Raw genomic sequence first — 20,701 nt, forward strand, 5'->3', positions numbered from 1 at the left:
AACGTAGATATCTCATCCTGAATCAGTTTAGTGGTGGCGTGTCCGTGACCCGGGTGGGCGCCCGGTTCCCTTGCGTTACCCACCGTGGAAAGACTGGCGCTTCTATCCTGGCTGGTAAGAAGGTCAATAATCACTTTTGCTATTTAACCAGTGGCACCTCATGAAAATAACCTAAAAATTCGCCGGTTTAAAGCAAAGGTACCGCATCCTTTAGGATGGTAAGCCTAGGTCAAACCAGTCCCGTGACGAAAGGAGCCTCCGGATGGTGAAACTGTGGGTGTCTGAATGTGAAACTGCGGCGGATCTATTGGCGAGTTTCCGGATTCGCCACGAGGTTTTCAGCGGGGAACAATCAGTTACTTTCGCCGAGGAATTCGTCGCGGCTTCGCGGTTGCGTTGGGCTCCAGTTCACTGCGGTTTCATGAGGTGCTATTCAGTAATGTGAGTCTTAATCCATTGGTACAGGTCGTCTCGGCTCGTCTGCCCAGCTGCGACATTGAGGATAATTTGTATCAGTTCATCGTCTTCATAGGCGAGTTCGATTTCGTTTAGGTACAACAACACGAGCATCGCGTGGGTGCCGATTCGTTTATTGCCGTCAATGAAGGGATGATTCCTAATCAGTCCAAAGGCCAATTGGGTAGCCTTGTCTATAATCGTGGGATATAAATCCGCTCCGCTAAAGCCTTGCAACGGGGTGGCTATGGCAGAATCAAGCAAACCCTCGTCACGGAGGCCGGACAGGCCTCCGGAGCTGGCAATCAGGTCTGCGTGGAGTTTGCGGATTTGGGATTTGCTCAGGTATTTCACTTGGCGAGTTCGTGGTAAACGTGGGTATTGCGTTTCATGAGTTGCTGGGAGATTTCGTTGACTTCCGTGTCGCTGGCCTCGGTGTTTTTCTCGACTTGAGCAAACTCTATGACGACGTATCGCGGGGTATTGTTCTTGAGGATAACCGCAGAACCATACTGGTCGACAAGCCGAGCTACTTTCGAGAAATTCTGGTTGGCCTCGGTGATGGAAACCAAGGTGTCAGTGTTTACCTGCATATGGTGCTCCCTCCTCGTTTGCTAGTACATATTCTAGTTTAAATTCTAGGTTAAATACACTTTATGGCGTACTTCAACCGCCTTCGAGTTCCTGAGGCGATGGCGTGTTTGGTTGCGTTTTTCAATTATTTGCCGAATAGCTCATCGTGTGACCCGGTGTGCTGGAAGTAGGCAATCCCGTCCACGGTTTTCCAGATGACCAGCCAGTCGCCGGCGTTTGCTACATGGTACTCGTTGCTGCCGTCCCATTCGCCTAAGAGTTTGTGCATATTGTGCCTGTGTTTAAGGATGTCCAGGGATTCTCGGGTGTTTTCTATAATCAGGTCGATGACAGCTTCCAGCTCCTGGAGGTTCCACTGGTGTTTGGTGGCTTTTTTCTTCAAATCTCGACTAAAAGCCGGGGTGTATTTTGCCGGTAGCTGCATGGTTTACGCGAGAGCTGCTTCGATTAGTTCGCGTCCGCTGGTGTAGGTCTTGCCACTGCCGGCGGCTATCATTTCGGCGGTTTCTTGGATGGCGCGCTGGCTTTCAGTGTTGGGATGCTCGTAATCAAAGGATAGGGGGATTGAATTAGTGTTAACTATTTCTGTGAAGAACGCGCGAACCGCCGTGGAGAGATCGAGACCGTAGTGCTCCACGATTCTGGCCGCATCGTCTTTGAGCTCGCTGTCGAGCCGTATTGTCAGATTACTTGCCGCCATTGTTCCTCCCCGTTAATATTTGCACTTACAGTTTATGGTAGCTGTAGGTGCGTAAGCAAGGTCTGATTGGATTTTACTAAAAGGGCTGATGATTTACATATAGCCACTCACGCGCACTCCCTCGGGCGCGTTGCAAGATTTTGCGGTCTTGAGCCTGATGGAAGAACGGGGGTAGGTGGTCAAGCGATGACTTTAGGCTCTGGATGACGTATTTTCAGATAAGCGCTGACGCAGATAGCAACAATGAAAATCCAGAGCAGACGGAGCACACTGTGCCAGTTGCCTTCGAGCTGAACTTCCTCGGCGCATACAAAAGAGACACTGATGACAGCGGCATAGACCAAATCCAAAAGGTATCCGAGCAAGCCTTTAATCTTGGTGGCAAGCATGGTAAACACGACGTTTGCCACAATGTAAACCAGCAATGATGCCCAAAACATCCACAGGGAAACAGCTGGCTTGCCGGTGACCCAAAACAGCCAAGCACCAAAACCGAAACCCGCAAGCACAATGATTATGAAGGACATGCCCTTGCCGTAACGTAGGCTTTTCCAAAACCCTTGTCCGCCCGGATTTAGTGGTGTGTTTTTGCTTTCCATGCATTTATGGTGCCATAGTTTTCCGCGCTGTACAAGGGGAAATCCCAACTGGTGGAAATTTTGGGGGTGGACTGCCATATATTGCCAGGGTGGGGGCGTTTTTTCCACCGTTTGGGACTCCGAATCCGTGTCGGCATCCAGTGACTAAGGCGTGGTATCCCCGGCTAGCGCCTCATGAACGGCAAAGGCGAACGGGTCAGGCGACAGTGGGGTAGCGCAACTCCAGTTCCGCCAAGGGAAGCTGACCCGGAGCACTGGCCGGGGCACCCACCGTCACAAAAGTACCCCAGTTACCGGCCTGCGGTCCGGCTAGGCGGGTTGGCCGCCCAATCTCCCCCATCCCAATCAGCATCGTAGGCTTGTGAATAATCTCGAAAGCATAACGTCCGGCCTCCTGCAAGGCCGCCAGTTGCGCCGCATCAGCGGGCGAATACGCCACCTTGGCCACGTCAGCCCCCAACGCCACCTGATGACGCAACACGTCGAGAACCTCCTCGACACTGTCCGGGGAAGGCTGCCAAAAATGGCGTGAGAGAATCACTTTCGCCCCGTCTCGCTGCAATTGTCCCACAGTTTTCGCCACCCGCTTGTCCAGATCCTCCTGGGCGCGGGGGTTGGCCGTGAGTGCGGCGGCGGTTTGCGCATCAGTGTTCATGAGGGGATAGTTCAACTCCAGGTCTACATAATCCGCGACTTTCCCCATGCAGAGCATCAGTTGTTCGTAAGCTTCGTCAGTAATTTGAATCTGGCTGCCCGGTTCGTTCTCGGTGCGAAACGTGGCCAATACCGGGCGTCCCGACTGCACGCGCGCCTGGGAAATAATAGACTTCGCGCGGGCGAAATCCTCGTCTTTACCCATGAACGCGCCCAATGCCGCCCAGGCTCCGTCCAGGCGGATTTCCACCAGTTCAATGCGCGGATGCAAATCCGCCAGCAACCGGTCATAGCCCAGCAACCCCGGATTCAGCGAGGTGATAAACGTCGGGCGGCGCCAATCGGTAAACAAAGCGGACATAACCTAAGTCTAGCCTGAATCCCGTCCTTGAGGCGAGACTGCGAGTGTTTTTGCTTGGCGGGGCACGGGTTGATTCCCCGCGCCCGACTCCAAGATAGTGAACCAGATTGCCTTTCTGGGCGGCTGGCTCCGCGTTGGCTGGCACCTCATGCACTAGAGTGAAACCGATGAAAACCCTCCGTGACGAAGCCATCGGGTTGCGCTAGTTGTAAATAATGCTACTATTGAAACGTGGCTGGTGGAAGTAACGTAGAAATCATAGAAGAGCTGGCTGCTTCCGAAGGTGGTATTTTCACTAGTGGCCAGGCACTGCGTGCGGGTATTCCTCGTTACGCTCTTTCATATGCGGCGCGGGTGGGGCGTATCGAGCGGTTGCGTCATGGCGCTTATCGGCTAGCGACAGCTATTGGTTCGGATTTGGACGATTTGCGGGCGGTGTATAAACTCACTGCTCCTTCTACATTTACTTATGAGCGTCTGGCGGAGGAATTTGACGGTATTGCGGTTTGTGGTGCAAGTGCGGCGTATGTTCTTGGCGTGGGGGATTTGCAACCGGTGCCATGGGAACTGGCTACACCGAAGCGGTTTAATAGCCGTATGCGTGGGGTTAACTTTCGGGTGAAAACGGTGGCGGCGCGGGATGTTATTTGGCTAGATGGGTTGCTTGTGACACGGGTGGAGCGTACGATTTCTGACCTTATTCTCGAGGATGAAGAGGACTCTTTAATAGCTGATGCTGTGGTGGAAGTCATGAGGCGCTATGGGGCAACCGACTTTGATATGCGTCGGTTACGTGAACTTATCGGGGATGAGCGAGTCGAGCAACTCTTGGCTACAGTTGGGGTCTTTGCAGGTGGATCACGGGAACTCGTAGAAATTGATAGCCTGGGACACGTGGCTCTAAAGGAAAGAAGATAACAGAGTGTACTCTTCGCCGAAAGCCTTGGAAATGGCGGTGAAAGAGGCGGCTATAAAGTCGCCGCTTGCCACCAGTCGGGCGATAGCGGGATTCTATTTCCACAGACTTTTGTACCGGGTGTTTAGTGAGCCAGATACTCCTTTTGTTCTCAAGGGCGGGTTGGGAATGCTAGCTCGAACCATTAATGCTCGAGCCACGCGCGACATAGATTTAGCTACCGATAACCTCGATATCGAAGATGCAGTAGCGGAGCTCCGGAGATTAGCGGCAAAAAATGCGGGTGATTTTGTCACATTTCGATTTATAGGGGTCAATCCCATAAAAGGTGATGATGAATATCGGGACGGTTACACGCTAACTTTCGAGGCCATTCTTGGTGCCAAAATGATTCAACGCGTTTCTGTGGATCTCGTATCTGATGAGATATCTATCGGTGAACCTGATTGGGTTAAACCAGCTGACAGGATTGAAGTAGGCGGCATCGAGGTTTGCGATTATCCCGTGTATCCCGCTGAACGCGGCGTGGCTGACAAAGTATGCGCTATCAGAGAACGCCACGCCGACAGGCCATCAACCCGGGTAAAAGATTTGCTTGACATTGCCGTCTACGCGTTGACTGAGGAATTTGAAACGGAAAATCTTAGAACAGCTATTCTTAGGGAAACTGCCGCCAGACATATTGTTCTTGGACGCGAATTTGAGCTTCCGTTGGAATGGGGACAACAACAGGCTGAGCAGTATGTGAAACTTGCTGCTAAAACAAATCTCCCCGAAACTATATCTACTATCGAAAAAGCTCTTGAGCTCGTCAAGCAATTCCTCAATCCAATAATTGCTGGTGATACCGTAAGCCATTGGAATCATGCCCAGAGAGCATGGGCGCAATCTACCCATAAGTAGTTAGCATTTGCGAGGCAGTGCGAGGGCGGGGGCAAATCTTGGCGCCTCATGCACTAAAATGAGTCTGATGAAAACCCTACGTGACGAGGCAATCGGGTTGCGCACCCAAGACTTGGGCGCGCAACACGATAGAGACAGGAAGCTCTAGGCCATTACGGCAGGTTTTTATCGCCGGGGTGGTTGTCTGGTGTTTCGTCTAGGTATATGCTGCCGTCCTCCGCATGGTACATCAGGAACAGGCCGTTGCGTTGTGCCAGGAGGCGTATGTTGTGCAGGAATGTCCCGCTCGCGTTGTACAGGGCTACTTGTAACTCGCCAGCGATGTCCAGTAGTGTGTCTTGTTCTGGGAAAAGAATCTGTACCGAGGACAAGTCTTGGACTATCACGTCGTGAATAATCGCGTTGAGCTGCTCGAAGGGCAGGTCGCGGATATTCACTTCTGGTTTCAAATCCGGGTGTGTTTTGAAGAACTCGTCCTCTTCCGTCAGTATCATCACCGCCGGATATTCAGCCACCAGCGTTAAAGCAATAAAACATATCTGATTAGCGAAACGCTCCAGATAAGGACTATTCCGAAGGAACGAATCGTAAGTAAGGATGTCATCGCCTACCGCGTGGAAGGGCACATAATCCAGGAAATGCCAGGACTCAGATTCATGCAGTTCCTCGATGCGAGCAAAGGAACCGCCAGATTCGTTGTAGTTGTTGTTCTTAGCCACCAACGACATCCCCATCTTCCCTTAACGTAGCTACTCGCCTATTCTTCTTGTCCTTGAGTTTCCATTTGCCGCCTTTGTGCCCATCCCTATCTTTGTCAATTTTCCAACCATTCGGAGCCCTCCATCCTTGCCCGTTCTTCAATCTTGTAGTGAATTTACTAAGGTCTACGTCTCCATTCTATTTTCGCAGACTAGATGGGATAGAACCGCGAATTCGGGCAAGTATTTGATTGTCACGCTCGGCAAGGTAATTGGTGACCGCGTTCCACGCCCAGGTGCCGGCAACAACAACCAGACCGGCGACAATAATAGCTCCAGTAGCTGCTATGACTACTTGCCCAATACCTGGTACGAAGTATATCCCGGCTCCAACGGCAACAGCCGCCCGGGTAGAAATACCCTCAGATGGGGAGGCCGAAATCAGTATGGCGTGTTCAAGTGCCTCGGTAAATTCCTGTCGGGTGTAAAAAACGCCGTTGATACTAATCCCATCGCCTGTCATGACGACATTTGATTGGGCACCTATCTGACTTGTGGCCTGGTGAATTGTTGCAGCTTCACTGCCAGTGGGGTTATCTACGGCTACAGCCGTGACTCCAGTCGCGGATAAGGCCATAGCCACCGTGAAACCAATCCCTTTGAATACTGTGTTGTGTATAAGCTTTCCTTTCTTTACTCTTCCCGTGCTTAAGCATTAACCAGTAAACCATGGATCTTGCATATATGCTACCTACTTTCGTCGGTATATTTTCACGTACAAATGTAGGTAGTTCGTTGTGCGCGGCGCGGTGCCGGGTGGCACCTCATGGACTAGAATAGGATTGATGAAAACCCTACGTGACGAAGCCATCGTGTTACGCACCCAAGACTTGGGTGAGGCCGACCGTATCGTCACGCTACTCAGTGCGAATAACGGGCTGGTGCGGGCGGTGGCGCACGGGGTGCGGAAAACTACTTCGCGAATAGGCGCCCGCCTGGAGCCTTTCGGGGTGGTGGATGTGCTGATTCGCCCCGGCCGTGGGGGCTTGCACAATGTGGAACAGGTCGAGACGCTCGCCCCCTATGGGCGCTCGATTGCCGCTGATTATGCGCTGTTTACTACCGCGAACCTGATGGTAGAAACCCTGGAACGTCTGAGCGAAGAAGCCTGGGCGACAGACCGCTACTATCGGCTGACCTTGGGGGCCTTGCACGCCCTGGCGCTTTCCCGCCACGAACCGGGGCTGGTGTTGGATTCCTATCTGTTGCGGCTGCTCGGTTTGGCCGGGTGGGCGGCGAGTTGCTGGAACTGCGCGACCTGTGGGGCGGGCGGGCCACATCGGTACTTTAACCCGGCGGCCGGCGGGGCGGTGTGCGGGGAGTGCAAACCCCACGGGGCGGCATCGGTGGCTTTGGAGACAATGCACCTGTTGGCGGCGCTGTCAGTCGGGGATTGGCCACGTGCCGAGGCTAGCGGGGCGGCGGAGCGCGCCGAGGCGCATTCCTTGGTCACGGCTTTTGTCCAGTGGCACATGGAACGCCGCCTGAAATCCCTGTCTATCCTGGAAATCGCCTGAAGCGTTTGGTGTGCGGTGTGCGGTTGTCGCGCGATTTCATGAGATGCTAGTCGAGATGGTGATAGATTTGTTCGGAAAGTCTGGCGCTGGCATCTGATTTGGCGGCTATCACCCCGTTGGTGGCTTAGATGATGCGGATTTATTGATTCGTACTCCGGGGAGGGGCGACCCCCCGGCGCATAGCGTAACTGGGGTTTGAACGGGAAGGCTAGCCCTATTCAGCGGTAGTGTCCGCGACAGGAAACGATGACCAGGGTTTGGGCATCAATAAATCCGTATATTAAGCGGTTTCCTTTGTCTATGCGGACGCTTCTCAATCCAGTTTCGCTGTGACGGAGTAGTTCGGCTTTTGCGGGTGGCTTGCCGTTGCTGCCACCACGCTCGATTTCAACAATCAATCTGTTTATACGCTGCAGTGTTTTTCGGTCTTGTGTTTGCCAGTACAGGTAATCCATCCAGGCCTGGTCGTGCCATAGTTTTTGCATCAGTTGAGAAGCTCGTGAATCTGGGCGTGGCCGGATGCTACTTCGCGAAAGCGCGCGTCCATGGTCTTTGCGAATTCTTTTTCGGAAGGAACCACACCGGTGAGTGTTACCGGGAACGGGAAGCCTTGAGTAGCAACGAATTGCCGTGCAAAAATGTTGAAAGCGGCCGCAGAAGTCAGTCCCAAGGCTTTTGCAGTGGCATCTACCTGAGCTTTCAAATCGCTATCCATCCGAACGGTTAGGGTCGTGCTTGGCATTTGGCTCACCTCATCCAATATGTGTTACTCCGTCTGTGAATTGTAACACATACTTGACTTCGTAGGCTGCAAGGTGTGATATGAGGCGGCGGGGTCGTCTAGACTTTACTGCCTTTCAGGTGTGTGGGTTGATGAATTCAGGAGAATTCGGCTCTGGGTTGGGACAGATTTGATGGTTTCAGGAGAATCCGGTCGGGGTGTGCGCAAATTTGGTATCCCTGGGGTGGATTTTCCTGATTTAATCAAAAGGCTGAGCCTGTCAGGTTTTGGAGGGTGTCAAATAGTTTGTGCAAGCGGGAGAGCCTGGCCAGTACGGGTAATCTTTCCTCGCTGGTTCTTGTGAACAGACTTGATATTCGAGATGCTCATGAGCTTAAGAACGTAGCATACGTACTTACGGATAATCGCCGAGTCCCTGACCTGAATCAAAGGTAACCGGGCGGGGTGCGTGCGGCGGGAAAACTACCCCGCAAACCCCTGTGAGGTTACCGGCCAGCCTACGAAAATCCGTCCTGCGAAAATCCGTCAGGAGTGTAAGTTCAATTTCGCTGATAATAACGTCATGCGTTATTATTAAGAATGTGATTCAATCCTTTGCCGACTCCCGCACGGAACGCGATATGGTACAAAAGGCACATCCTCCGATTCATCCTGGTGAAATTCTCTGGGAGGAGTTTTTGAAGCCCCTGAATATTTCGCAATATTGGCTGGCTAAAACTATGGGAGTTCCGCCGCGTCGTATTAACGAGATTGTGCATGGGAAGCGCCGGATTACAGTGGAAACCGGGTTATTGCTGTCCCGTGCGCTAGGTACGAGTGACGGGTTTTGGACTGGTCTGCAGCTCGACTATGACAACGCGGTCGCTCGCGAGGCGCTGGCATCTGATTTGGCGGCTATCACCCCGTTGGTGGCTTAGATTATCTCGAATCTGTTCGTGGTTCATGAGATGCTAGTCGGGATGGATACGAAAGCTGGGGGTTCTATGCCGGGGAGTTCTAAGTCAGGGGATGTTAAGCCCTGGCAACGCGAGATTCTGGCTCCGGATTCCCCGGCGGCACCAGGGTTGCCGACGGGGCTGGTGTCCGGGGTGGCATCCCATGTGGCCATCATCATGGATGGTAACGGGCGCTGGGCTAATGCCCAGGGTTTGAACCGCACGGCGGGGCACGAAGCGGGGGAGTACGCCCTGATGGACACGATTGCCGGGGCGGTCGCGGCGGGGGTGAAATACCTGTCGGTTTATGCGTTTTCCACCGAGAATTGGCGGCGTTCCCCGGCGGAAGTAAAGTTCCTTATGGGGTATTCGCGCCGGGTGTTGCGGGCACGCCGCGACGAGTTGAACCGTTGGGGGGTGCGGGTGCGCTGGAGTGGCCGGGAGGGGCGCTTGTGGAAATCCGTGCTGGCGGAACTGCGCGCGGCGGAGGCTTTGACCAGGGATAACAGTGGAATGCAGTTGATTATGTGTGTGAATTATGGGGGGCGCGCAGAACTAGCCGACGCCGCCCGGGCGGTGGCGGCGCGGGTGGCGACTCGTGAAATCCGCGCCGAAAACGTGACCGAGAAAACCCTGGCTAGGGAGCTGTATTTGCCGGATGTTCCCGACGTTGACCTGTTGATTCGCACTTCGGGCGAACAGCGTATTTCGAACTTTTTGCCGTGGCAGGCAGCCTATGCGGAGCTAGTGTTTGCCCCGGAGCCTTGGCCGGAGTATAACCGCGAAACCCTGTGGCGGGATTTACTAGTCTTCCAGTCCCGCCAACGCCGCTTCGGGGCAGCGGTAAATCGCCCGGCCTCGCGGATTTTCCAGTGACAGGTATATTTATATATTTAATTATAAGGTCACGCACGGGTGTGTTTCACATTCTCATGAAGAGATGCCGGTAGATTTGTTCGGCTTGACCGGCGTGGGTTGGGGAGCGGGCTGGCAAGGCAACCGTGGCTAAGGAACAGGATTTCATCGGTGACTTCGTCTACGAAAGATAGAATATGTGAGGAAATCAGCAGGGTTTGCCCAGATTCTCGCGCCTCTAAAACTCGTTCCCGCAATTGTATCAGGGTTTGGGTATCAATGCCGTTCAAAGGCTCATCAAGAATCAAGACGCTGGCTGTGGGCTGGAAAGCGATTGCCAGCGCGACACGTTTCGCCATGCCTTGCGAGAGCGAAGTGATTTTCTGGTCGGCAAAATCATGGCACCCAAACGCTTCGAGTCTGCTCATGAGTTGCGCGGCGCTCAAGGGAAAGCCCCTCATGGCCGCATCGAATTGGAGGGCTTGACGTGGGGTAAATCGAGGGTTTAACAGGCTGGTTTCGGGCAGGAAACCCAGTATTGGCAAGGGAATTCGCGCACTGCTGGCAGTTCCATCCACGCTCACGATACCTTTTTGGGAGGGCAGCAAGCCAGCCAGGATATTGAATAGAGTGGATTTGCCTGCCCCATTGGGACCCACTATGGCGTAAACTGAACCGGGAAGAAAATCATAAGTCAATGGCCCCAGTCCAGCTCCGCCAGGATAACGGTATTGCAGATTATCAAGCCTGAGCATAGTTCCTCCTCTTTCTCTTTTCGCCGCGCGTTTTCTCCCTGATATCTATACCGAAGGCTAGCAGTAGTATCAATAGTGGTACCAGATTCAGAATCAACCACAAAGCAACCTGAAAATCACTGAGTCCACGCCCCTGTCGCTGTGCCGCTGCGGAAAGCACTCGTGTCAACCCCCAGGTGTTTACCAGTGCGTAGCTCGCCACCAGTATAAAAGCCAGCATTGCGTCCATTGACACCCAACCAAAGCGCATGGCCAACAGGGAAGCTATCAGGGTACAAAGCAGATAGGGCACTAGAATCCGCAGCGTGGTATTTAGCTTGGCGCGGTTGCGCATTCGAGTGTTCACTGCGTAAATCCGCCAAGTGGCTCGGGCGGATGTCTGCCATTCGGCGGCAAGCAGATATTCCAGCATGCCCCCTGTGAGCAAGCCACTCATAAAGTAGGAGACTATGTGCGGTATGCGCAGCCCAGCTGACATCCCACCCAATGCCGTTGCGACCAGCCACACTGTCGCCGTAAAAACCTTACGTCGTGCCGGTAAACCCAGGGCGTGACAGAGATAAAATTCCACAGCGTGGCTCGGCGAAGTCGGGCAATCTAAAGGTTTGCCTGCAGGCAGAGTCGCCACATTGGCGGTAGACACCGTGATTAACAGAAGGAAAACCCCGGCTGATAGCAGCCAGGTTGAAATAAAAACCAGACAAAAAAGGCTGGGATAAGGTATGGGGGAGTCAAGCAATACTGTTAGACAGAGACTCTCAACTACGGCTGGCAGAAAAGAAGCCAGCAAAACCAGGCCGAGATAATCACCGGCACCAAAGTTATAAAATCGCAACCTGCGTCGACCCGTCGCCCTCAAATCCGAGCGTATCGCCGTAACATTGCCACCGGTGAATAGAACCACAGCCACTGCTGCAAAAGCTGTGGCTCCTTCAAAGTGTGGAAAATGAAACTGACTACCACCAGTGGACACCAGCAGCAGTACGCTCAGCAAAGGTGCTAGAACCATCGTCGCTAGGCTAGACTTGCCGAGCAAATCCATCCAACGTCCCAGGCGAACCAAAGCACGAAGATACCTAAAAAATACGGGCATGAAACCTGATTCTACCTGCGAACAGGTAAACAAACCCGTACAGGTTGGCCTGCCAGTTTACGCAAAATGGTAGAGATAAACTTTACCTACCCCGCTGGGGTGGGATTGATAACTGAAGGAACCAACCCGTCCAAGGCGCCAATCAAGAACCACATTTCTGATACTCCTAACTGGGTAGTAACGCATATTTGCCATTGAAATCTAGTGTCGAATATTGAAAAAGTCAAGTACCCGACTGCTTGATATGCAAAATTTTTTAGGTTTTGCGTTGCTATTTAATACGATGCGCGGGTGGCGAGGGGGGAGCTCCGCGCCGAAAACGTGACCGAGAAAACCCTGGCTAGGGAGCTGTACTTGCCGGATGTTCCCGACGTGGACCTCTTGATACGCACCTCGGGGGAGCGGGGCACGTGGCCATCATCATGGATGGCAACGGGCGCTGGGCTAATGCCCAGGGTTTGAACCGCACGGCCGGACGCGAAGCGGGGGAGTACGCCCTGACGGAACGGTGGAGTTCGTTGCGGCTCATAGCGCTATTGCCTCTTGCAGGGCAGCTTTACTTACTGGGGGTTTCAATAGTTGTGCGGGAAATATGTCAACAGGTTTGCCGCAAAATCTTCTGTGATTCCCTTGCGTTCCCTCCTGCTAAAACCGCGTAAAAACAAAGCAGAGTCTCCGCACGTCCCGCCAACGATTCTTCCGTTACTTTCAGATTCATTAGATTAGACGAACCAGTAACAATGAATCTGCCGGGACGCCTATCTTCGTCGAGCGCTGCCTTAATCGCGCGAAGTAATGCCGGTACTCGTTGGATTTCATCAATTGTCACAATCCCTTCCGGAAACTGGCGCCCAAAACCATCAGGATCTGTCTGAGCCGCCTGTAAGGTTGTGGCATTGTCCAGATTGAGAAAACGATGGCTACAATTTTGCAACAGTTGAGACACCAATGTGCTCTTGCCAACTCGGCACGCACCCGACACAGTTAGCACCGGGATATCGCTTAAAATCTCTTCAGCCAGTACTTGTGCATTTCGCGGAATTGCAAGTAATCAGGAAAATATTCTAGCACGTCATAGAGGTTTAAGGGGCGTTTTGTTGCGGTTCTGCAAGTCTTTTGTTGCGGTTCTGCAATACTTGCGTTGCGGTTCTACAAGGTTATTGTTGCGGTTTTACAACAGTAAGAGGTGTCTTTTTGGCGGGATTGGTGAGGAATGCCGCAGCGCCCGCATGCTTATTCGTAGTGCGTCCACATTCTCAGCACGTGTATGGTGTGCTGTGCGGGAAAGACTTCATAGACTAACCGGTGCTGGATATTGATTCGGCGTGAATAGCACCCCGATAAATCGCCCAGGAGTTTTTCAAACTGTGGCGGGCTGGTAAAAGGGTCGGCGGCCAATACCTCTAGCAGGGCTTTTGCCTTGGGTTTCAGTCCGGCGACCGCGAGTTTTTGGGCATCCTTTTGCGCCTGGCGTGAATACACAATCCGCCATGGAACCACCGGTTTGACTTCGGGCGAGTGGTCGGGTGTGTTGTTTTCTGGTTGCTTTTGTTTCCGGCTCACCAGTTTAGCTCCGGGGAAGCGGCCGGTAGCCCCTCACGGCGTGCTTGTTGAATGGATTGTGTCATTCCGGGTATGGAGGTTAGGTACAGGGTTTCTTGGATGGCTTGCCAGTCGGCTTCGCCGATTAGTATCGCGTTGCCACGTTGGCCGGTGATGGTTATTGGCGCTGATTCTTGATTTACTTGGTCAATGAGTTGGTACAGGTGGGAGCGGGCACTGGTGGCGCTCAGGGTGGTCATAACCTGCCTCCTTTCGCGTACGTATAATCGTACGTAGGGTGGGATTGGCTGTCAAGCCGTGGCTTTTGGGTTTTTGGTCGACTTAGGCGGGGCTTCTCTGGCTTTGCATTAGTAGTTGATTAATTCGGGAGAATTCGGGCGTTGCTCGCGGGGGATTTGATTAAAACCGGGGAAATCGGCTCAGGGTTGCGAAAATCAGGCACGGCTTGGCCGGATTTTCCTGAAATCGTCAAAACTGTATTCTGCCTGGTGGCGGATTTTCCTGAAATCGTCAAAACGCCTAATTCTCGCTGGCAAACTATCTATGTGCGATGATGCGATGAACCGCCGGGTGCTGTTTCGGGGAACGATTCACCGTCCCAGTGATATCCCAGCGTGATATCCCCGGCGGTTCCGCCCGGCGCGACAGTTCCCCCGGCATAGCGATTTCTATCAGATAGTTTCTAAAATTTTGCCCCGCAAACGGCTGGTTTGCGGGGCAAAAGGCCTAACTGGCTTAGGGGGTTAGCCGATGGCGGGGTAAACAATCTGCTTCGCCACTTTAGCGGCGGTTTCCTTGTCGCGCAAAGCGGTCACAATCTGCAGGGCGAACTCAATCCCGGCACCCAGGGCGCGCCCGGTAATAACCTGGCCATCCACCACGGTGGGGACATCCTCGTATTTAGCGGCGCCCAGGCCGTCGTCAAAACCGGGGAACACAGTGGCGCGCTTGCCATCCAACAGACCCAGGTTGCCCAGTACGGTAGGCCCGGCACACACGGCCGCGAGGCGCCCGGCACTCGCGCCTTGCGCTTTTAGGATTTCCGAGAGCTTCTGGTTGGCTTTCAGGTTATTCACCCCGGGCAGCCCGCCGGGAACTACCAGGATTTTTTCGCCTGCCGTCTGGTAGTCATCGAGGTGCGTGTCGCAAATAATCGACACTTTATGGGAACTGTGAATCGTGCGCGCGGCCTCGCCACTGCGGTCGTTTACCGCTACGGTTTGAATCTCAATCCCAGCACGGCGACACAAATCCACCACCAACAGCGCCTCGCATTCTTCCACGCCATCGGCCAAGAAAATACTCGCTTCCATTTCTGCTCCTTACGTTTTCGAAATCGATAGTTTCAGTATAGTAAGGCTTGCCTGGATACGGCGTGTGGAAAGCAAAACTACCCGGATAGCGACTCGTGAACCCGCGCACCACGCCCGCACCGCGCACCGCACCGCGCCGTGCATCACGCCCACACCGCACCACGCCCACGCCACGCACCATACCCGCAGCGCGGCTAGATAAACAGCGAAGGGTCGATGTTCATGTCGTTCATGTCCTCGCTGACCTGGCACTTCGGTTTGCGCAACTTGGCGGGCACCCCAATCGCAATCCCGCCAGACGGCACGTCTTTGACCACCACGGCATTGGCTCCAATCTTGGCATCGTCGCCAATATGTATCGCGCCCAGCACCTTCGCACCCGCCCCAATCATGACATGGTTTCCCACCGTGGGGTGACGCTTACCATGTACCATACGTTGCCCGCCCAGGGTGACGCCGTGAAAAATCAGGCAATCCTCGCCAACCACGGCGGTTTCCCCAATCACGACCCCGGTAGCGTGGTCAATAAAAAGCCGGCGCCCAATACAAGCCGCAGGATGAATGTCGACCCCGGTCATGGTGCGGGTCAGTTGCTGCAACAGTCGCGCGGGAATCCGCATGCCCTTGCGCCACATAGCGGAGGCCACGCGGTGTGCCCACAGGGCGTGCACTCCCGGATAGGATACGGCCACCTCGAAGCGGGTGCGCGCGGCCGGGTCACGCTGTAAGGCGGTGTCCAAATCCTCGAGAATCAAATCCCACACCCGCATCCGGGAGGCCGGGACATGTGCAGGGGGCGCGGGTTTGGGATTCAATATTGTCATAATCCTCTATTTTACCCCACTTTGTACGGCACGGGTCCATGAGGTGCCAGCCGGGATTACCGGCTCTTTACTGAGTAGCTGGCAAAAACTTGGGAAAAAATGGGGGTGAGGCTCAAATATATGGAGCCTCACCCCCAAATTCACCCCGATTTCTGCCAAGAGCAGGATAGCCAATGAGTAGCGAAGCCTAGAGCCGCGTTGTGGGCCGGCAACTAAAACCAGTGTGGGTCAGCGTCCCACGGCCACTGACCCACACTTTTACTGTTTAGCCTGTGAATTTACTCGTCTGAATTATTCCCCGATTTCCCCGACGCCCTCGAACAGTACCGTGGACAGGTAGCGTTCGCCGGTGTCCGGTAGCACGGTAACGATGGTCTTGCCAGCATTTTCCGGGCGAGCGGCCAAAACGGCTGCCGCCGCCAGGTTCGCGCCTGAAGAGATCCCCACCAACAGGCCTTCCTGCGCGGCCGCCTCGCGAGCCGTCTCGATAGCCTTATCCGAAGCGATCGTCAAGAATTCGTCAACCACCGCGCGGTCAAAGTTACCCGGTACGAAGTTCGCGCCGATACCCTGAATCTTGTGCGACCCGGCATTGCCGGTGGCCAAAAGCGGCGACTCGGCGGGCTCCACGGCCACTACCTGAACCTGGGGGTTGTGTTCTTTCAGGAACCTGCCCACTCCGGTGATGGTTCCGGCCGAACCGACCCCGGCGACGAAAACATCGACCTTACCCTCGGTCTGCTCCCAAATCTCTGGCCCGGTGGTGCGATAGTGCGAATCCGGATTGGCCGGGTTGTCAAACTGGGCGGCATAAACCGAACCGGGGTGATCCGCGAGGTATTTTTCGGCCGCAGCCTTGGCACCCTGCATCCCGTCAGCCGGAGCCGTAAGCAGCAGTTTCGCCCCAAAAGCCGCCATTAGTTTCCGCCGCTCAACACTCATAGAGGACGGCATTGCAATCACGACCTGGTAGCCCAAGGCAGTGCCGACCATTGCCAGACCCACGCCGGTGTTACCGGAAGTGGCCTCAACAATCGTCCCGCCGGGTTTCAACGCCCCGGAAGCCTGCGCCGCGCGGATAATCGCCAGCGCGGGGCGGTCTTTCACGGAGCCACCCGGATTCGACGCTTCGTATTTTGCGAGGATTACACATTGTTCGCCAGCAACTTTATTGATGCGAACCAGGGGTGTGCGCCCGATGATTTCAGTGATGTTTGCGGCAAATGCCATGATTCCTCCTTTATAAATCCAGTCCAATTGTCAAACATTAGATTCTATGACCTGAACCCCGGCGCGGTGCAACTCGACGCGAGCCGCGAGCTGTTCGGATAGGGCGGTGGCCAGCTCCGCCTCGGTTACCCCATCCAAGGCCAGGCGGAAAACGGCGGTGGGGTCGCCGCCCCGGCTGGCACCTAATGAAGCCGTTTCATGAGGCGCCATCCCGGCACCGCCCGCCCCCAAAATGGCGCCTAATGAAGCCCCCCAATCCACCGCTAACGGAACCCAGCCGCGCGAACGCAACCACGGCTCCAACGCGGCCGCCTGACTCAGGCTGACCTCGAAAGCTACCACCGGCAGACGGGAAACCCGCACCCGCGCCGCCCCTGCCAACACCGCTGCGACCGCCCCGGAATACGCCCGCACCAGCCCGCCGGTACCCAGCTTAATCCCCCCGAAATACCGCGTGACCACCACGGTCACGTTTTGTAAACCCGACCCCAACAGGGTCTCTAGCATGGGACGACCCGCTGTGCCACTGGGCTCGCCGTCATCCGAAGAACGCGTAACCGGTTGCGCCCTCGAATCCGGCCCGTCGGGCAGGAACGTGAAAGCCGTGCAGTGGTGTCGCGCATCGGGGTAGCGTCGGCGCTGCGCCTCGATAACCGCGCGAGCCTCGGCCTCGGTGTCAGTGCGGGCGGCGAAACCCAAGAAATGGGAACGTTTAATCTCTTGTTCGACGCTGATACCACCCGTCCCGTCGGGAGCCAGTCGCGCGCGCAAAGTCACCAGATTATTCGCCATGCCCCTATCCTAGCCGAGCCGGAATTGCGAAAATACGCGCCAGGTTGCTATCATTGAATGTCTTTGAAGCAAAAGTAACGGAAAGGAGCGCAGGGCGATGGCAGTACCCAAGCGCAAAATGTCCCGCGCCAACACTCGTACCCGCCGATCCGCTTGGACGGCGAAGTTGACGCAGCTCGATAACGTCAAGGTTCAAGGCCAGGAAGTCGCGATTCCGCGTCGTCTGGTAAAGGCTTACCAGACTGGTCGCTTGACTGTCGGCGAGTGATTTGACTTGATGCGTTTCGCCTGGCCACGAGCCGGGCGTTACGTGTTTAACGGTCATGCCTCGCCCAGGGAACCAAACAATTAGAGGACAAGCAACGGGAGGAAAAATACATGGTTACGTCAAAGAATCTTGCCGGTCTCAAACCCGAAGTGGTGATTTTCGATTTGGATGGCACCATGCTGAATTCCCAGCCCCTTATTAACGATTGTTTGCGAATGATGGTGCGCGATATGTTCGGCCCGGAGCGCGCAGCACAGCTGACTGATGCGAGCATGCAAAAATACTTGGGTCCGCCCCTCATGTTTTCTATGCAAGACATTAACCCTCAGGGTACCGAGGCAGATTGGGACGCGATGATTGCCCGGTTCCGTGGGTATTTCCTGCCCCGCGCGAACGAGTCTGATTTGTTTGCCGGTATTCCGCAAACCCTGGAAACCCTGCGCAAGCGCGGGTATCGCCTGGCGGTGGGCACTTCTAAGATGGAAACCGCAGCCATCGATGTTTTGACGCACCACGGAGTAGCGGATTTTTTTGAAACCATTGGGGGGGCGGCCTCGGATTTGGGGCGTTCTACTAAGGCCGAAGTGTTGCATGAGGTGCTGCGACGCGTAGGGCTTAGCGAACATCCCGAACGGGCATTGATGATTGGCGACCGCTTCTATGACGCCGAGGGTGCCGCGAAATGGGGAATTCCCTGCATACTGGCCACCTGGAACAAGCCGCTAGATCCGGGCGAGGACGAAAAAGCCGTGGGTGTGGTGGGAAGCACCGATGAACTGCTGGCGTTACTGCCAGGCCGCAACCAGGATTGAGGCACGGTCAATGGCGGAGGACACGTCGGCCACGGAACCGGAATGGCACCTCATGAAGGGGGAAACCCCCACGGATGGTAGGGATGCCGCCGGAAGGCTACCCCGCGAAAACACGGTGATTCACGGGGACAATTTGCCGGTGCTGCGCGGGCTGGCGGATGAAACGTTCCAGTTGATTTACGTCGACCCGCCGTTTAATACCGGCAAAGTCCAGTCGCGGGTGACCATGCGGACTTGCCAGGTGCGCGAGCCGGGGGCTGCCGGTGGGGCTGAGGGCGCGGATTCGGATGGTTCGCCGGAACCTGGTGGTTCCCTAGCTTCACGAGGTGCCAATCGTAAATCCGACGCGGCGCCGAGCACTGCGGGTTCGAATTCCGGGTCACGGGTCGGTTTCAAAGGCCAAAGCTACAAGACAATTCGCGGCCAGGTCACGTCCTATAATGACGAATTCGCGGATTACTGGGGGTTTTTAGCGCCGCGCCTCGAGGAGGCCTGGCGGGTGTTGAAACCCAGTGGGACGCTTTATTTGCACCTGGACTACCGGGAAGTGCATTACGCAAAGGTACTGTTGGACGCGTTGTTTGGGCGCGAGTGTTTTTTGAATGAAATTATTTGGGCCTACGATTACGGCGCGCGCACCAAACGCCGCTGGCCAGCGAAGCACGACAATATTCTGGTTTACGTCAAAGACCCCAAGCAATATTATTTCGATTCCGAGTCGGTAGACCGTGAACCGTACATGGCGCCCGGCCTGGTGACCGCGGAAAAAGCCGCGCGGGGCAAATTACCCACCGACGTGTGGTGGCACACGATTGTGTCCCCAACTGGCAAGGAAAAAACCGGGTACGCCACCCAGAAACCGGAGGGGATTTTGCGCCGGATTGTGGCGGCTTCCAGTCGGCCGGGGGATTGGGTATTGGATTTCTTTGCCGGGTCGGGCACGACCGGGGCAGTGGCGGGGAAAATGGGGCGCCACTTCGTCTTGGTCGATGAAAACCCGCAGGCTATCGCGGTGATGCGTGCCCGTTTTGCCGCCGCAGGTTTCCCGGCGGTTAGTTTCGAGGAGTCCCTATGAGTATTCCGGAAGTGTTGGCACCGGCGGGGAACCTGGCAGTGTTAAAGGCTGCCGTGGATTTCGGAGCGGACGCGGTTTATTGCGGGGGCAAGGCCTTTGGGATGCGCTCGGGGCCGAAAAATTTTACGCTGGATGACTTCGCGACGGCGCTGGACTATGCGCACGCGCGCGGGGCGCGGGTTTATGCCACGGTCAACATTGTCCCGAACAACGAGGAAATCGAGGCGATGAACCGCTACATGGGGGAGTTAGCTGAGGTTGGCATCGATGCGTTGATTATCTCGGACATCGGGGTGATGTTGGCGGCGCGGCGGATTGCTCCCCGCACCGAGTTGCACGTTTCCACCCAGGCTGGGGTGATGAACTATCAAACCGCGAACGCTTTGTACGATTTGGGGGCGTCGCGGGTCGTCTTGGCACGCGAGATGACTTTGGCGCAAATTCACGAGTTGCGGGCGAAAACCCCGGCTGACTTGCAAATTGAGGCCTTTGTCCACGGTTCGATGTGCATGGCGTTTTCCGGGCGGTGCATGATTTCCAAATACCTCACCGGACGCGACCCGAATCACGGGGATTGCGCGCAAAGCTGCCGCTGGAAATACCACGTGGTCGAGGAAAAACGACCCGGGGAATTGTTCGGCCTCGAGGAGGATTCACGCGGGACGTACCTGTTTAATTCCCAGGATATGAACCTGTTGGAACACGTGGACCAGATTCTGGACGCGGGCGTGACCAGCCTGAAGATAGAAGGCCGCGCTAAGGGAGCATACTATGCGGCCGCCATGAGTAACGCCTACCAGTATGCGTTACAGGCCTGGAAGCGCCAGCGCACGGCAGAGGCGTCGGGGGCGGCTGCAGGGTTGTCCGCAGGGGCGGCATCGGGGTTGTCCGCAGGGGCGCTCGCAGGGGCGGCGGAACCGGCGTGGTCGGCGGCGTGGTCGGCAGAGGCGTCGGGGGCAGTGGGGAACACGGCGGCGACGAGGAGC

General features: G+C 55.2%; 31 protein-coding genes and 1 pseudogene. 13 read left to right on the forward strand and 19 right to left on the reverse strand.

Annotated elements, in window-relative coordinates:
- Positions 1–262 precede the first annotated feature (262 nt).
- The gene (locus HMPREF0577_RS11535; protein ID WP_004011972.1) at positions 263–445 is read left to right on the forward strand and encodes a hypothetical protein; all 183 of its coding nucleotides are present in this window, start codon (positions 263–265) and stop codon (positions 443–445) included.
- On the opposite strand, the gene HMPREF0577_RS01845 is transcribed toward HMPREF0577_RS11535, so the two are convergent.
- The 6 genes from HMPREF0577_RS01845 to HMPREF0577_RS01870 all read right to left on the reverse strand — a co-directional run bounded on the left by HMPREF0577_RS01845 (position 430) and on the right by HMPREF0577_RS01870 (position 3,364).
- A complete protein-coding gene (locus tag HMPREF0577_RS01845) occupies positions 430–810 on the reverse strand; it encodes a type II toxin-antitoxin system death-on-curing family toxin (protein ID WP_004011973.1) in 381 nt (126 codons plus the stop codon). The two genes, HMPREF0577_RS11535 and HMPREF0577_RS01845, sit on opposite strands and share 16 nt — an antisense overlap.
- Complete coding sequence (locus HMPREF0577_RS01850; RefSeq protein ID WP_004011974.1) at positions 807–1,049, reverse strand: prevent-host-death protein; 243 nt, start codon at positions 1,047–1,049, stop codon at positions 807–809. Before HMPREF0577_RS01850 ends, HMPREF0577_RS01845 begins: the two co-directional genes overlap by 4 nt.
- A gap of 125 nt (positions 1,050–1,174) precedes the next feature.
- Complete coding sequence (locus HMPREF0577_RS01855) at positions 1,175–1,474, reverse strand: type II toxin-antitoxin system YafQ family toxin (protein ID WP_004011975.1); 300 nt, start codon at positions 1,472–1,474, stop codon at positions 1,175–1,177.
- A gap of 3 nt (positions 1,475–1,477) precedes the next feature.
- Positions 1,478–1,750: a type II toxin-antitoxin system RelB/DinJ family antitoxin gene (locus HMPREF0577_RS01860; RefSeq protein ID WP_004011976.1), complete on the reverse strand. Its 273-nt coding sequence runs from the start codon at positions 1,748–1,750 to the stop codon at positions 1,478–1,480.
- Positions 1,751–1,929: 179 nt separating this feature from the next.
- Complete coding sequence (locus HMPREF0577_RS01865; protein WP_155812113.1) at positions 1,930–2,349, reverse strand: hypothetical protein; 420 nt, start codon at positions 2,347–2,349, stop codon at positions 1,930–1,932.
- A gap of 196 nt (positions 2,350–2,545) precedes the next feature.
- Positions 2,546–3,364 (reverse strand): type I 3-dehydroquinate dehydratase, encoded by an 819-nt coding sequence (locus HMPREF0577_RS01870; RefSeq protein WP_004011978.1) that lies wholly within the window; start codon positions 3,362–3,364, stop codon positions 2,546–2,548.
- 231 nt (positions 3,365–3,595) lie between these two features.
- Here HMPREF0577_RS01870 and HMPREF0577_RS01875 point away from each other — a divergent pair, with 231 nt between their 5' ends.
- Together HMPREF0577_RS01875 and HMPREF0577_RS01880 are read left to right on the forward strand one after the other, a co-directional pair.
- Positions 3,596–4,282, forward strand: coding sequence for a type IV toxin-antitoxin system AbiEi family antitoxin domain-containing protein (locus HMPREF0577_RS01875; protein ID WP_004011979.1), 687 nt, complete (start codon positions 3,596–3,598; stop codon positions 4,280–4,282).
- 4 nt (positions 4,283–4,286) lie between these two features.
- Positions 4,287–5,183, forward strand: a complete 897-nt coding sequence (locus HMPREF0577_RS01880; protein ID WP_050756874.1) for a nucleotidyl transferase AbiEii/AbiGii toxin family protein — start codon at positions 4,287–4,289, stop codon at positions 5,181–5,183.
- A 152-nt stretch (positions 5,184–5,335) separates the two neighbouring features.
- Here HMPREF0577_RS01880 and HMPREF0577_RS01885 read toward each other — a convergent pair whose 3' ends face one another.
- Positions 5,336–5,911, reverse strand: coding sequence for a hypothetical protein (locus HMPREF0577_RS01885; protein WP_248613633.1), 576 nt, complete (start codon positions 5,909–5,911; stop codon positions 5,336–5,338).
- A gap of 169 nt (positions 5,912–6,080) precedes the next feature.
- Positions 6,081–6,404 carry a hypothetical protein gene (locus HMPREF0577_RS11765; protein WP_248613634.1) on the reverse strand — a complete coding sequence of 108 codons (324 nt, stop codon included), beginning with the start codon at positions 6,402–6,404 and terminating at the stop codon, positions 6,081–6,083.
- A 322-nt stretch (positions 6,405–6,726) separates the two neighbouring features.
- Here HMPREF0577_RS11765 and recO point away from each other — a divergent pair, with 322 nt between their 5' ends.
- The gene (gene recO, locus HMPREF0577_RS01895; protein ID WP_004011983.1) at positions 6,727–7,458 is read left to right on the forward strand and encodes a DNA repair protein RecO; all 732 of its coding nucleotides are present in this window, start codon (positions 6,727–6,729) and stop codon (positions 7,456–7,458) included.
- 218 nt (positions 7,459–7,676) lie between these two features.
- On the opposite strand, the gene HMPREF0577_RS10740 is transcribed toward recO, so the two are convergent.
- On the reverse strand, positions 7,677–7,943 hold the full coding sequence (locus HMPREF0577_RS10740; protein ID WP_004011984.1) for a Txe/YoeB family addiction module toxin: 267 nt from the start codon (positions 7,941–7,943) through the stop codon (positions 7,677–7,679).
- On the reverse strand, positions 7,943–8,200 hold the full coding sequence (locus HMPREF0577_RS01900) for a type II toxin-antitoxin system RelB/DinJ family antitoxin (protein ID WP_036342174.1): 258 nt from the start codon (positions 8,198–8,200) through the stop codon (positions 7,943–7,945). Before HMPREF0577_RS01900 ends, HMPREF0577_RS10740 begins: the two co-directional genes overlap by 1 nt.
- 620 nt (positions 8,201–8,820) lie before the next feature.
- Here HMPREF0577_RS01900 and HMPREF0577_RS01905 point away from each other — a divergent pair.
- Positions 8,821–9,117, forward strand: a complete 297-nt coding sequence (locus tag HMPREF0577_RS01905) for a HigA family addiction module antitoxin (RefSeq protein ID WP_004011987.1) — start codon at positions 8,821–8,823, stop codon at positions 9,115–9,117.
- Between the two features lie 66 nt (positions 9,118–9,183).
- A complete protein-coding gene (gene uppS, locus HMPREF0577_RS01910; RefSeq protein ID WP_081443314.1) occupies positions 9,184–10,011 on the forward strand; it encodes a polyprenyl diphosphate synthase in 828 nt (275 codons plus the stop codon).
- A gap of 29 nt (positions 10,012–10,040) precedes the next feature.
- Here the strand turns inward: uppS and HMPREF0577_RS01915 are convergent, their stop codons facing one another.
- Positions 10,041–10,745 carry an ABC transporter ATP-binding protein gene (locus HMPREF0577_RS01915; RefSeq protein WP_004011989.1) on the reverse strand — a complete coding sequence of 235 codons (705 nt, stop codon included), beginning with the start codon at positions 10,743–10,745 and terminating at the stop codon, positions 10,041–10,043.
- Complete coding sequence (locus HMPREF0577_RS01920) at positions 10,732–11,838, reverse strand: hypothetical protein (RefSeq protein WP_050756875.1); 1,107 nt, start codon at positions 11,836–11,838, stop codon at positions 10,732–10,734. Before HMPREF0577_RS01920 ends, HMPREF0577_RS01915 begins: the two co-directional genes overlap by 14 nt.
- Before the next feature lie 291 nt (positions 11,839–12,129).
- On the opposite strand from HMPREF0577_RS01920, the pseudogene HMPREF0577_RS11770 reads away from it, so the two are divergent.
- Positions 12,130–12,243: pseudogene (locus tag HMPREF0577_RS11770) on the forward strand (undecaprenyl diphosphate synthase family protein); the annotation flags it as partial.
- A gap of 190 nt (positions 12,244–12,433) precedes the next feature.
- Here HMPREF0577_RS11770 and HMPREF0577_RS10750 read toward each other — a convergent pair.
- The 3 genes from HMPREF0577_RS10750 to HMPREF0577_RS01935 all read right to left on the reverse strand — a co-directional run bounded on the left by HMPREF0577_RS10750 (position 12,434) and on the right by HMPREF0577_RS01935 (position 13,640).
- Complete coding sequence (locus HMPREF0577_RS10750; RefSeq protein WP_004011993.1) at positions 12,434–12,784, reverse strand: AAA family ATPase; 351 nt, start codon at positions 12,782–12,784, stop codon at positions 12,434–12,436.
- Between the two features lie 287 nt (positions 12,785–13,071).
- Complete coding sequence (locus HMPREF0577_RS01930; protein WP_004011994.1) at positions 13,072–13,401, reverse strand: Txe/YoeB family addiction module toxin; 330 nt, start codon at positions 13,399–13,401, stop codon at positions 13,072–13,074.
- Positions 13,398–13,640, reverse strand: coding sequence for a type II toxin-antitoxin system Phd/YefM family antitoxin (locus tag HMPREF0577_RS01935; protein WP_004011995.1), 243 nt, complete (start codon positions 13,638–13,640; stop codon positions 13,398–13,400). The genes HMPREF0577_RS01930 and HMPREF0577_RS01935 overlap by 4 nt, the downstream gene beginning before the upstream one ends.
- Before the next feature lie 141 nt (positions 13,641–13,781).
- Here HMPREF0577_RS01935 and HMPREF0577_RS01940 point away from each other — a divergent pair, with 141 nt between their 5' ends.
- Positions 13,782–13,955, forward strand: a complete 174-nt coding sequence (locus tag HMPREF0577_RS01940) for a hypothetical protein (protein ID WP_004011996.1) — start codon at positions 13,782–13,784, stop codon at positions 13,953–13,955.
- Between the two features lie 189 nt (positions 13,956–14,144).
- Here the strand turns inward: HMPREF0577_RS01940 and HMPREF0577_RS01945 are convergent, their stop codons facing one another.
- Positions 14,145–14,714, reverse strand: a complete 570-nt coding sequence (locus HMPREF0577_RS01945; protein ID WP_004011998.1) for a DJ-1 family glyoxalase III — start codon at positions 14,712–14,714, stop codon at positions 14,145–14,147.
- Positions 14,715–14,778: 64 nt separating this feature from the next.
- Here HMPREF0577_RS01945 and HMPREF0577_RS11315 point away from each other — a divergent pair, with 64 nt between their 5' ends.
- Complete coding sequence (locus HMPREF0577_RS11315) at positions 14,779–14,916, forward strand: hypothetical protein (RefSeq protein ID WP_155812115.1); 138 nt, start codon at positions 14,779–14,781, stop codon at positions 14,914–14,916.
- On the opposite strand, the gene cysE is transcribed toward HMPREF0577_RS11315, so the two are convergent.
- The 3 genes from cysE to HMPREF0577_RS01960 form a co-directional block, all read right to left on the reverse strand.
- Positions 14,909–15,484, reverse strand: a complete 576-nt coding sequence (gene cysE / locus HMPREF0577_RS01950) for a serine O-acetyltransferase (protein ID WP_231282707.1) — start codon at positions 15,482–15,484, stop codon at positions 14,909–14,911. The genes HMPREF0577_RS11315 and cysE overlap by 8 nt on opposite strands.
- Positions 15,485–15,829: 345 nt before the next feature.
- Positions 15,830–16,768 carry a cysteine synthase A gene (cysK, locus tag HMPREF0577_RS01955; RefSeq protein ID WP_004012000.1) on the reverse strand — a complete coding sequence of 313 codons (939 nt, stop codon included), beginning with the start codon at positions 16,766–16,768 and terminating at the stop codon, positions 15,830–15,832.
- 30 nt (positions 16,769–16,798) lie between these two features.
- Entirely contained in the window at positions 16,799–17,560 is a 762-nt protein-coding gene (locus HMPREF0577_RS01960; protein ID WP_004012001.1) for an IMPACT family protein, read from the reverse strand.
- A gap of 97 nt (positions 17,561–17,657) precedes the next feature.
- On the opposite strand from HMPREF0577_RS01960, the gene rpmF reads away from it, so the two are divergent.
- From rpmF to HMPREF0577_RS01980, 4 genes are all read left to right on the forward strand, one after another.
- A complete protein-coding gene (gene rpmF / locus HMPREF0577_RS01965) occupies positions 17,658–17,828 on the forward strand; it encodes a 50S ribosomal protein L32 (RefSeq protein WP_004012002.1) in 171 nt (56 codons plus the stop codon).
- A gap of 110 nt (positions 17,829–17,938) precedes the next feature.
- Positions 17,939–18,640, forward strand: coding sequence for an HAD family hydrolase (locus tag HMPREF0577_RS01970; RefSeq protein ID WP_004012003.1), 702 nt, complete (start codon positions 17,939–17,941; stop codon positions 18,638–18,640).
- Between the two features lie 10 nt (positions 18,641–18,650).
- Positions 18,651–19,715, forward strand: coding sequence for a DNA-methyltransferase (locus HMPREF0577_RS01975; RefSeq protein WP_004012004.1), 1,065 nt, complete (start codon positions 18,651–18,653; stop codon positions 19,713–19,715).
- Positions 19,712–20,701 (forward strand): peptidase U32 family protein (locus HMPREF0577_RS01980; protein WP_004012005.1); only part of this gene is annotated, 990 nt, incomplete at its 3' end. The genes HMPREF0577_RS01975 and HMPREF0577_RS01980, both read left to right, overlap by 4 nt.

This window comes from Mobiluncus mulieris ATCC 35243 (assembly GCF_000160615.1).
Classification (GTDB): Bacteria; Actinomycetota; Actinomycetes; order Actinomycetales; family Actinomycetaceae; genus Mobiluncus; species Mobiluncus mulieris.

Excerpts from the sequence above, each read along its gene's own strand:
- recO (WP_004011983.1), top strand. The coding sequence starts at position 6,727 with ATGAAAACCCTACGTGACGAAGCCATCGTGTTACGCACCCAAGACTTG.
- HMPREF0577_RS01885 (WP_248613633.1), bottom strand. The coding sequence starts at position 5,911 with ATGTCGTTGGTGGCTAAGAACAACAACTACAACGAATCTGGCGGTTCC.
- cysK (WP_004012000.1), bottom strand. The coding sequence starts at position 16,768 with ATGGCATTTGCCGCAAACATCACTGAAATCATCGGGCGCACACCCCTG.
- HMPREF0577_RS01935 (WP_004011995.1), bottom strand. The coding sequence starts at position 13,640 with ATGACCACCCTGAGCGCCACCAGTGCCCGCTCCCACCTGTACCAACTC.
- HMPREF0577_RS01860 (WP_004011976.1), bottom strand. The coding sequence starts at position 1,750 with ATGGCGGCAAGTAATCTGACAATACGGCTCGACAGCGAGCTCAAAGAC.
- cysE (WP_231282707.1), bottom strand. The coding sequence starts at position 15,484 with ATGCGGGTGTGGGATTTGATTCTCGAGGATTTGGACACCGCCTTACAG.
- uppS (WP_081443314.1), top strand. The coding sequence starts at position 9,184 with ATGCCGGGGAGTTCTAAGTCAGGGGATGTTAAGCCCTGGCAACGCGAG.
- HMPREF0577_RS11535 (WP_004011972.1), top strand. The coding sequence starts at position 263 with ATGGTGAAACTGTGGGTGTCTGAATGTGAAACTGCGGCGGATCTATTG.
- HMPREF0577_RS01960 (WP_004012001.1), bottom strand. The coding sequence starts at position 17,560 with ATGGCGAATAATCTGGTGACTTTGCGCGCGCGACTGGCTCCCGACGGG.
- HMPREF0577_RS01920 (WP_050756875.1), bottom strand. The coding sequence starts at position 11,838 with ATGCCCGTATTTTTTAGGTATCTTCGTGCTTTGGTTCGCCTGGGACGT.
- HMPREF0577_RS01975 (WP_004012004.1), top strand. The coding sequence starts at position 18,651 with ATGGCGGAGGACACGTCGGCCACGGAACCGGAATGGCACCTCATGAAG.
- rpmF (WP_004012002.1), top strand. The coding sequence starts at position 17,658 with ATGGCAGTACCCAAGCGCAAAATGTCCCGCGCCAACACTCGTACCCGC.
- HMPREF0577_RS01905 (WP_004011987.1), top strand. The coding sequence starts at position 8,821 with ATGGTACAAAAGGCACATCCTCCGATTCATCCTGGTGAAATTCTCTGG.
- HMPREF0577_RS01850 (WP_004011974.1), bottom strand. The coding sequence starts at position 1,049 with ATGCAGGTAAACACTGACACCTTGGTTTCCATCACCGAGGCCAACCAG.
- HMPREF0577_RS01900 (WP_036342174.1), bottom strand. The coding sequence starts at position 8,200 with ATGCCAAGCACGACCCTAACCGTTCGGATGGATAGCGATTTGAAAGCT.
- HMPREF0577_RS10740 (WP_004011984.1), bottom strand. The coding sequence starts at position 7,943 with ATGCAAAAACTATGGCACGACCAGGCCTGGATGGATTACCTGTACTGG.
- HMPREF0577_RS01870 (WP_004011978.1), bottom strand. The coding sequence starts at position 3,364 with ATGTCCGCTTTGTTTACCGATTGGCGCCGCCCGACGTTTATCACCTCG.
- HMPREF0577_RS11765 (WP_248613634.1), bottom strand. The coding sequence starts at position 6,404 with ATGACAGGCGATGGGATTAGTATCAACGGCGTTTTTTACACCCGACAG.
- HMPREF0577_RS01915 (WP_004011989.1), bottom strand. The coding sequence starts at position 10,745 with ATGCTCAGGCTTGATAATCTGCAATACCGTTATCCTGGCGGAGCTGGA.
- HMPREF0577_RS01855 (WP_004011975.1), bottom strand. The coding sequence starts at position 1,474 with ATGCAGCTACCGGCAAAATACACCCCGGCTTTTAGTCGAGATTTGAAG.
- HMPREF0577_RS01970 (WP_004012003.1), top strand. The coding sequence starts at position 17,939 with ATGGTTACGTCAAAGAATCTTGCCGGTCTCAAACCCGAAGTGGTGATT.
- HMPREF0577_RS01945 (WP_004011998.1), bottom strand. The coding sequence starts at position 14,714 with ATGGAAGCGAGTATTTTCTTGGCCGATGGCGTGGAAGAATGCGAGGCG.
- HMPREF0577_RS01865 (WP_155812113.1), bottom strand. The coding sequence starts at position 2,349 with ATGGAAAGCAAAAACACACCACTAAATCCGGGCGGACAAGGGTTTTGG.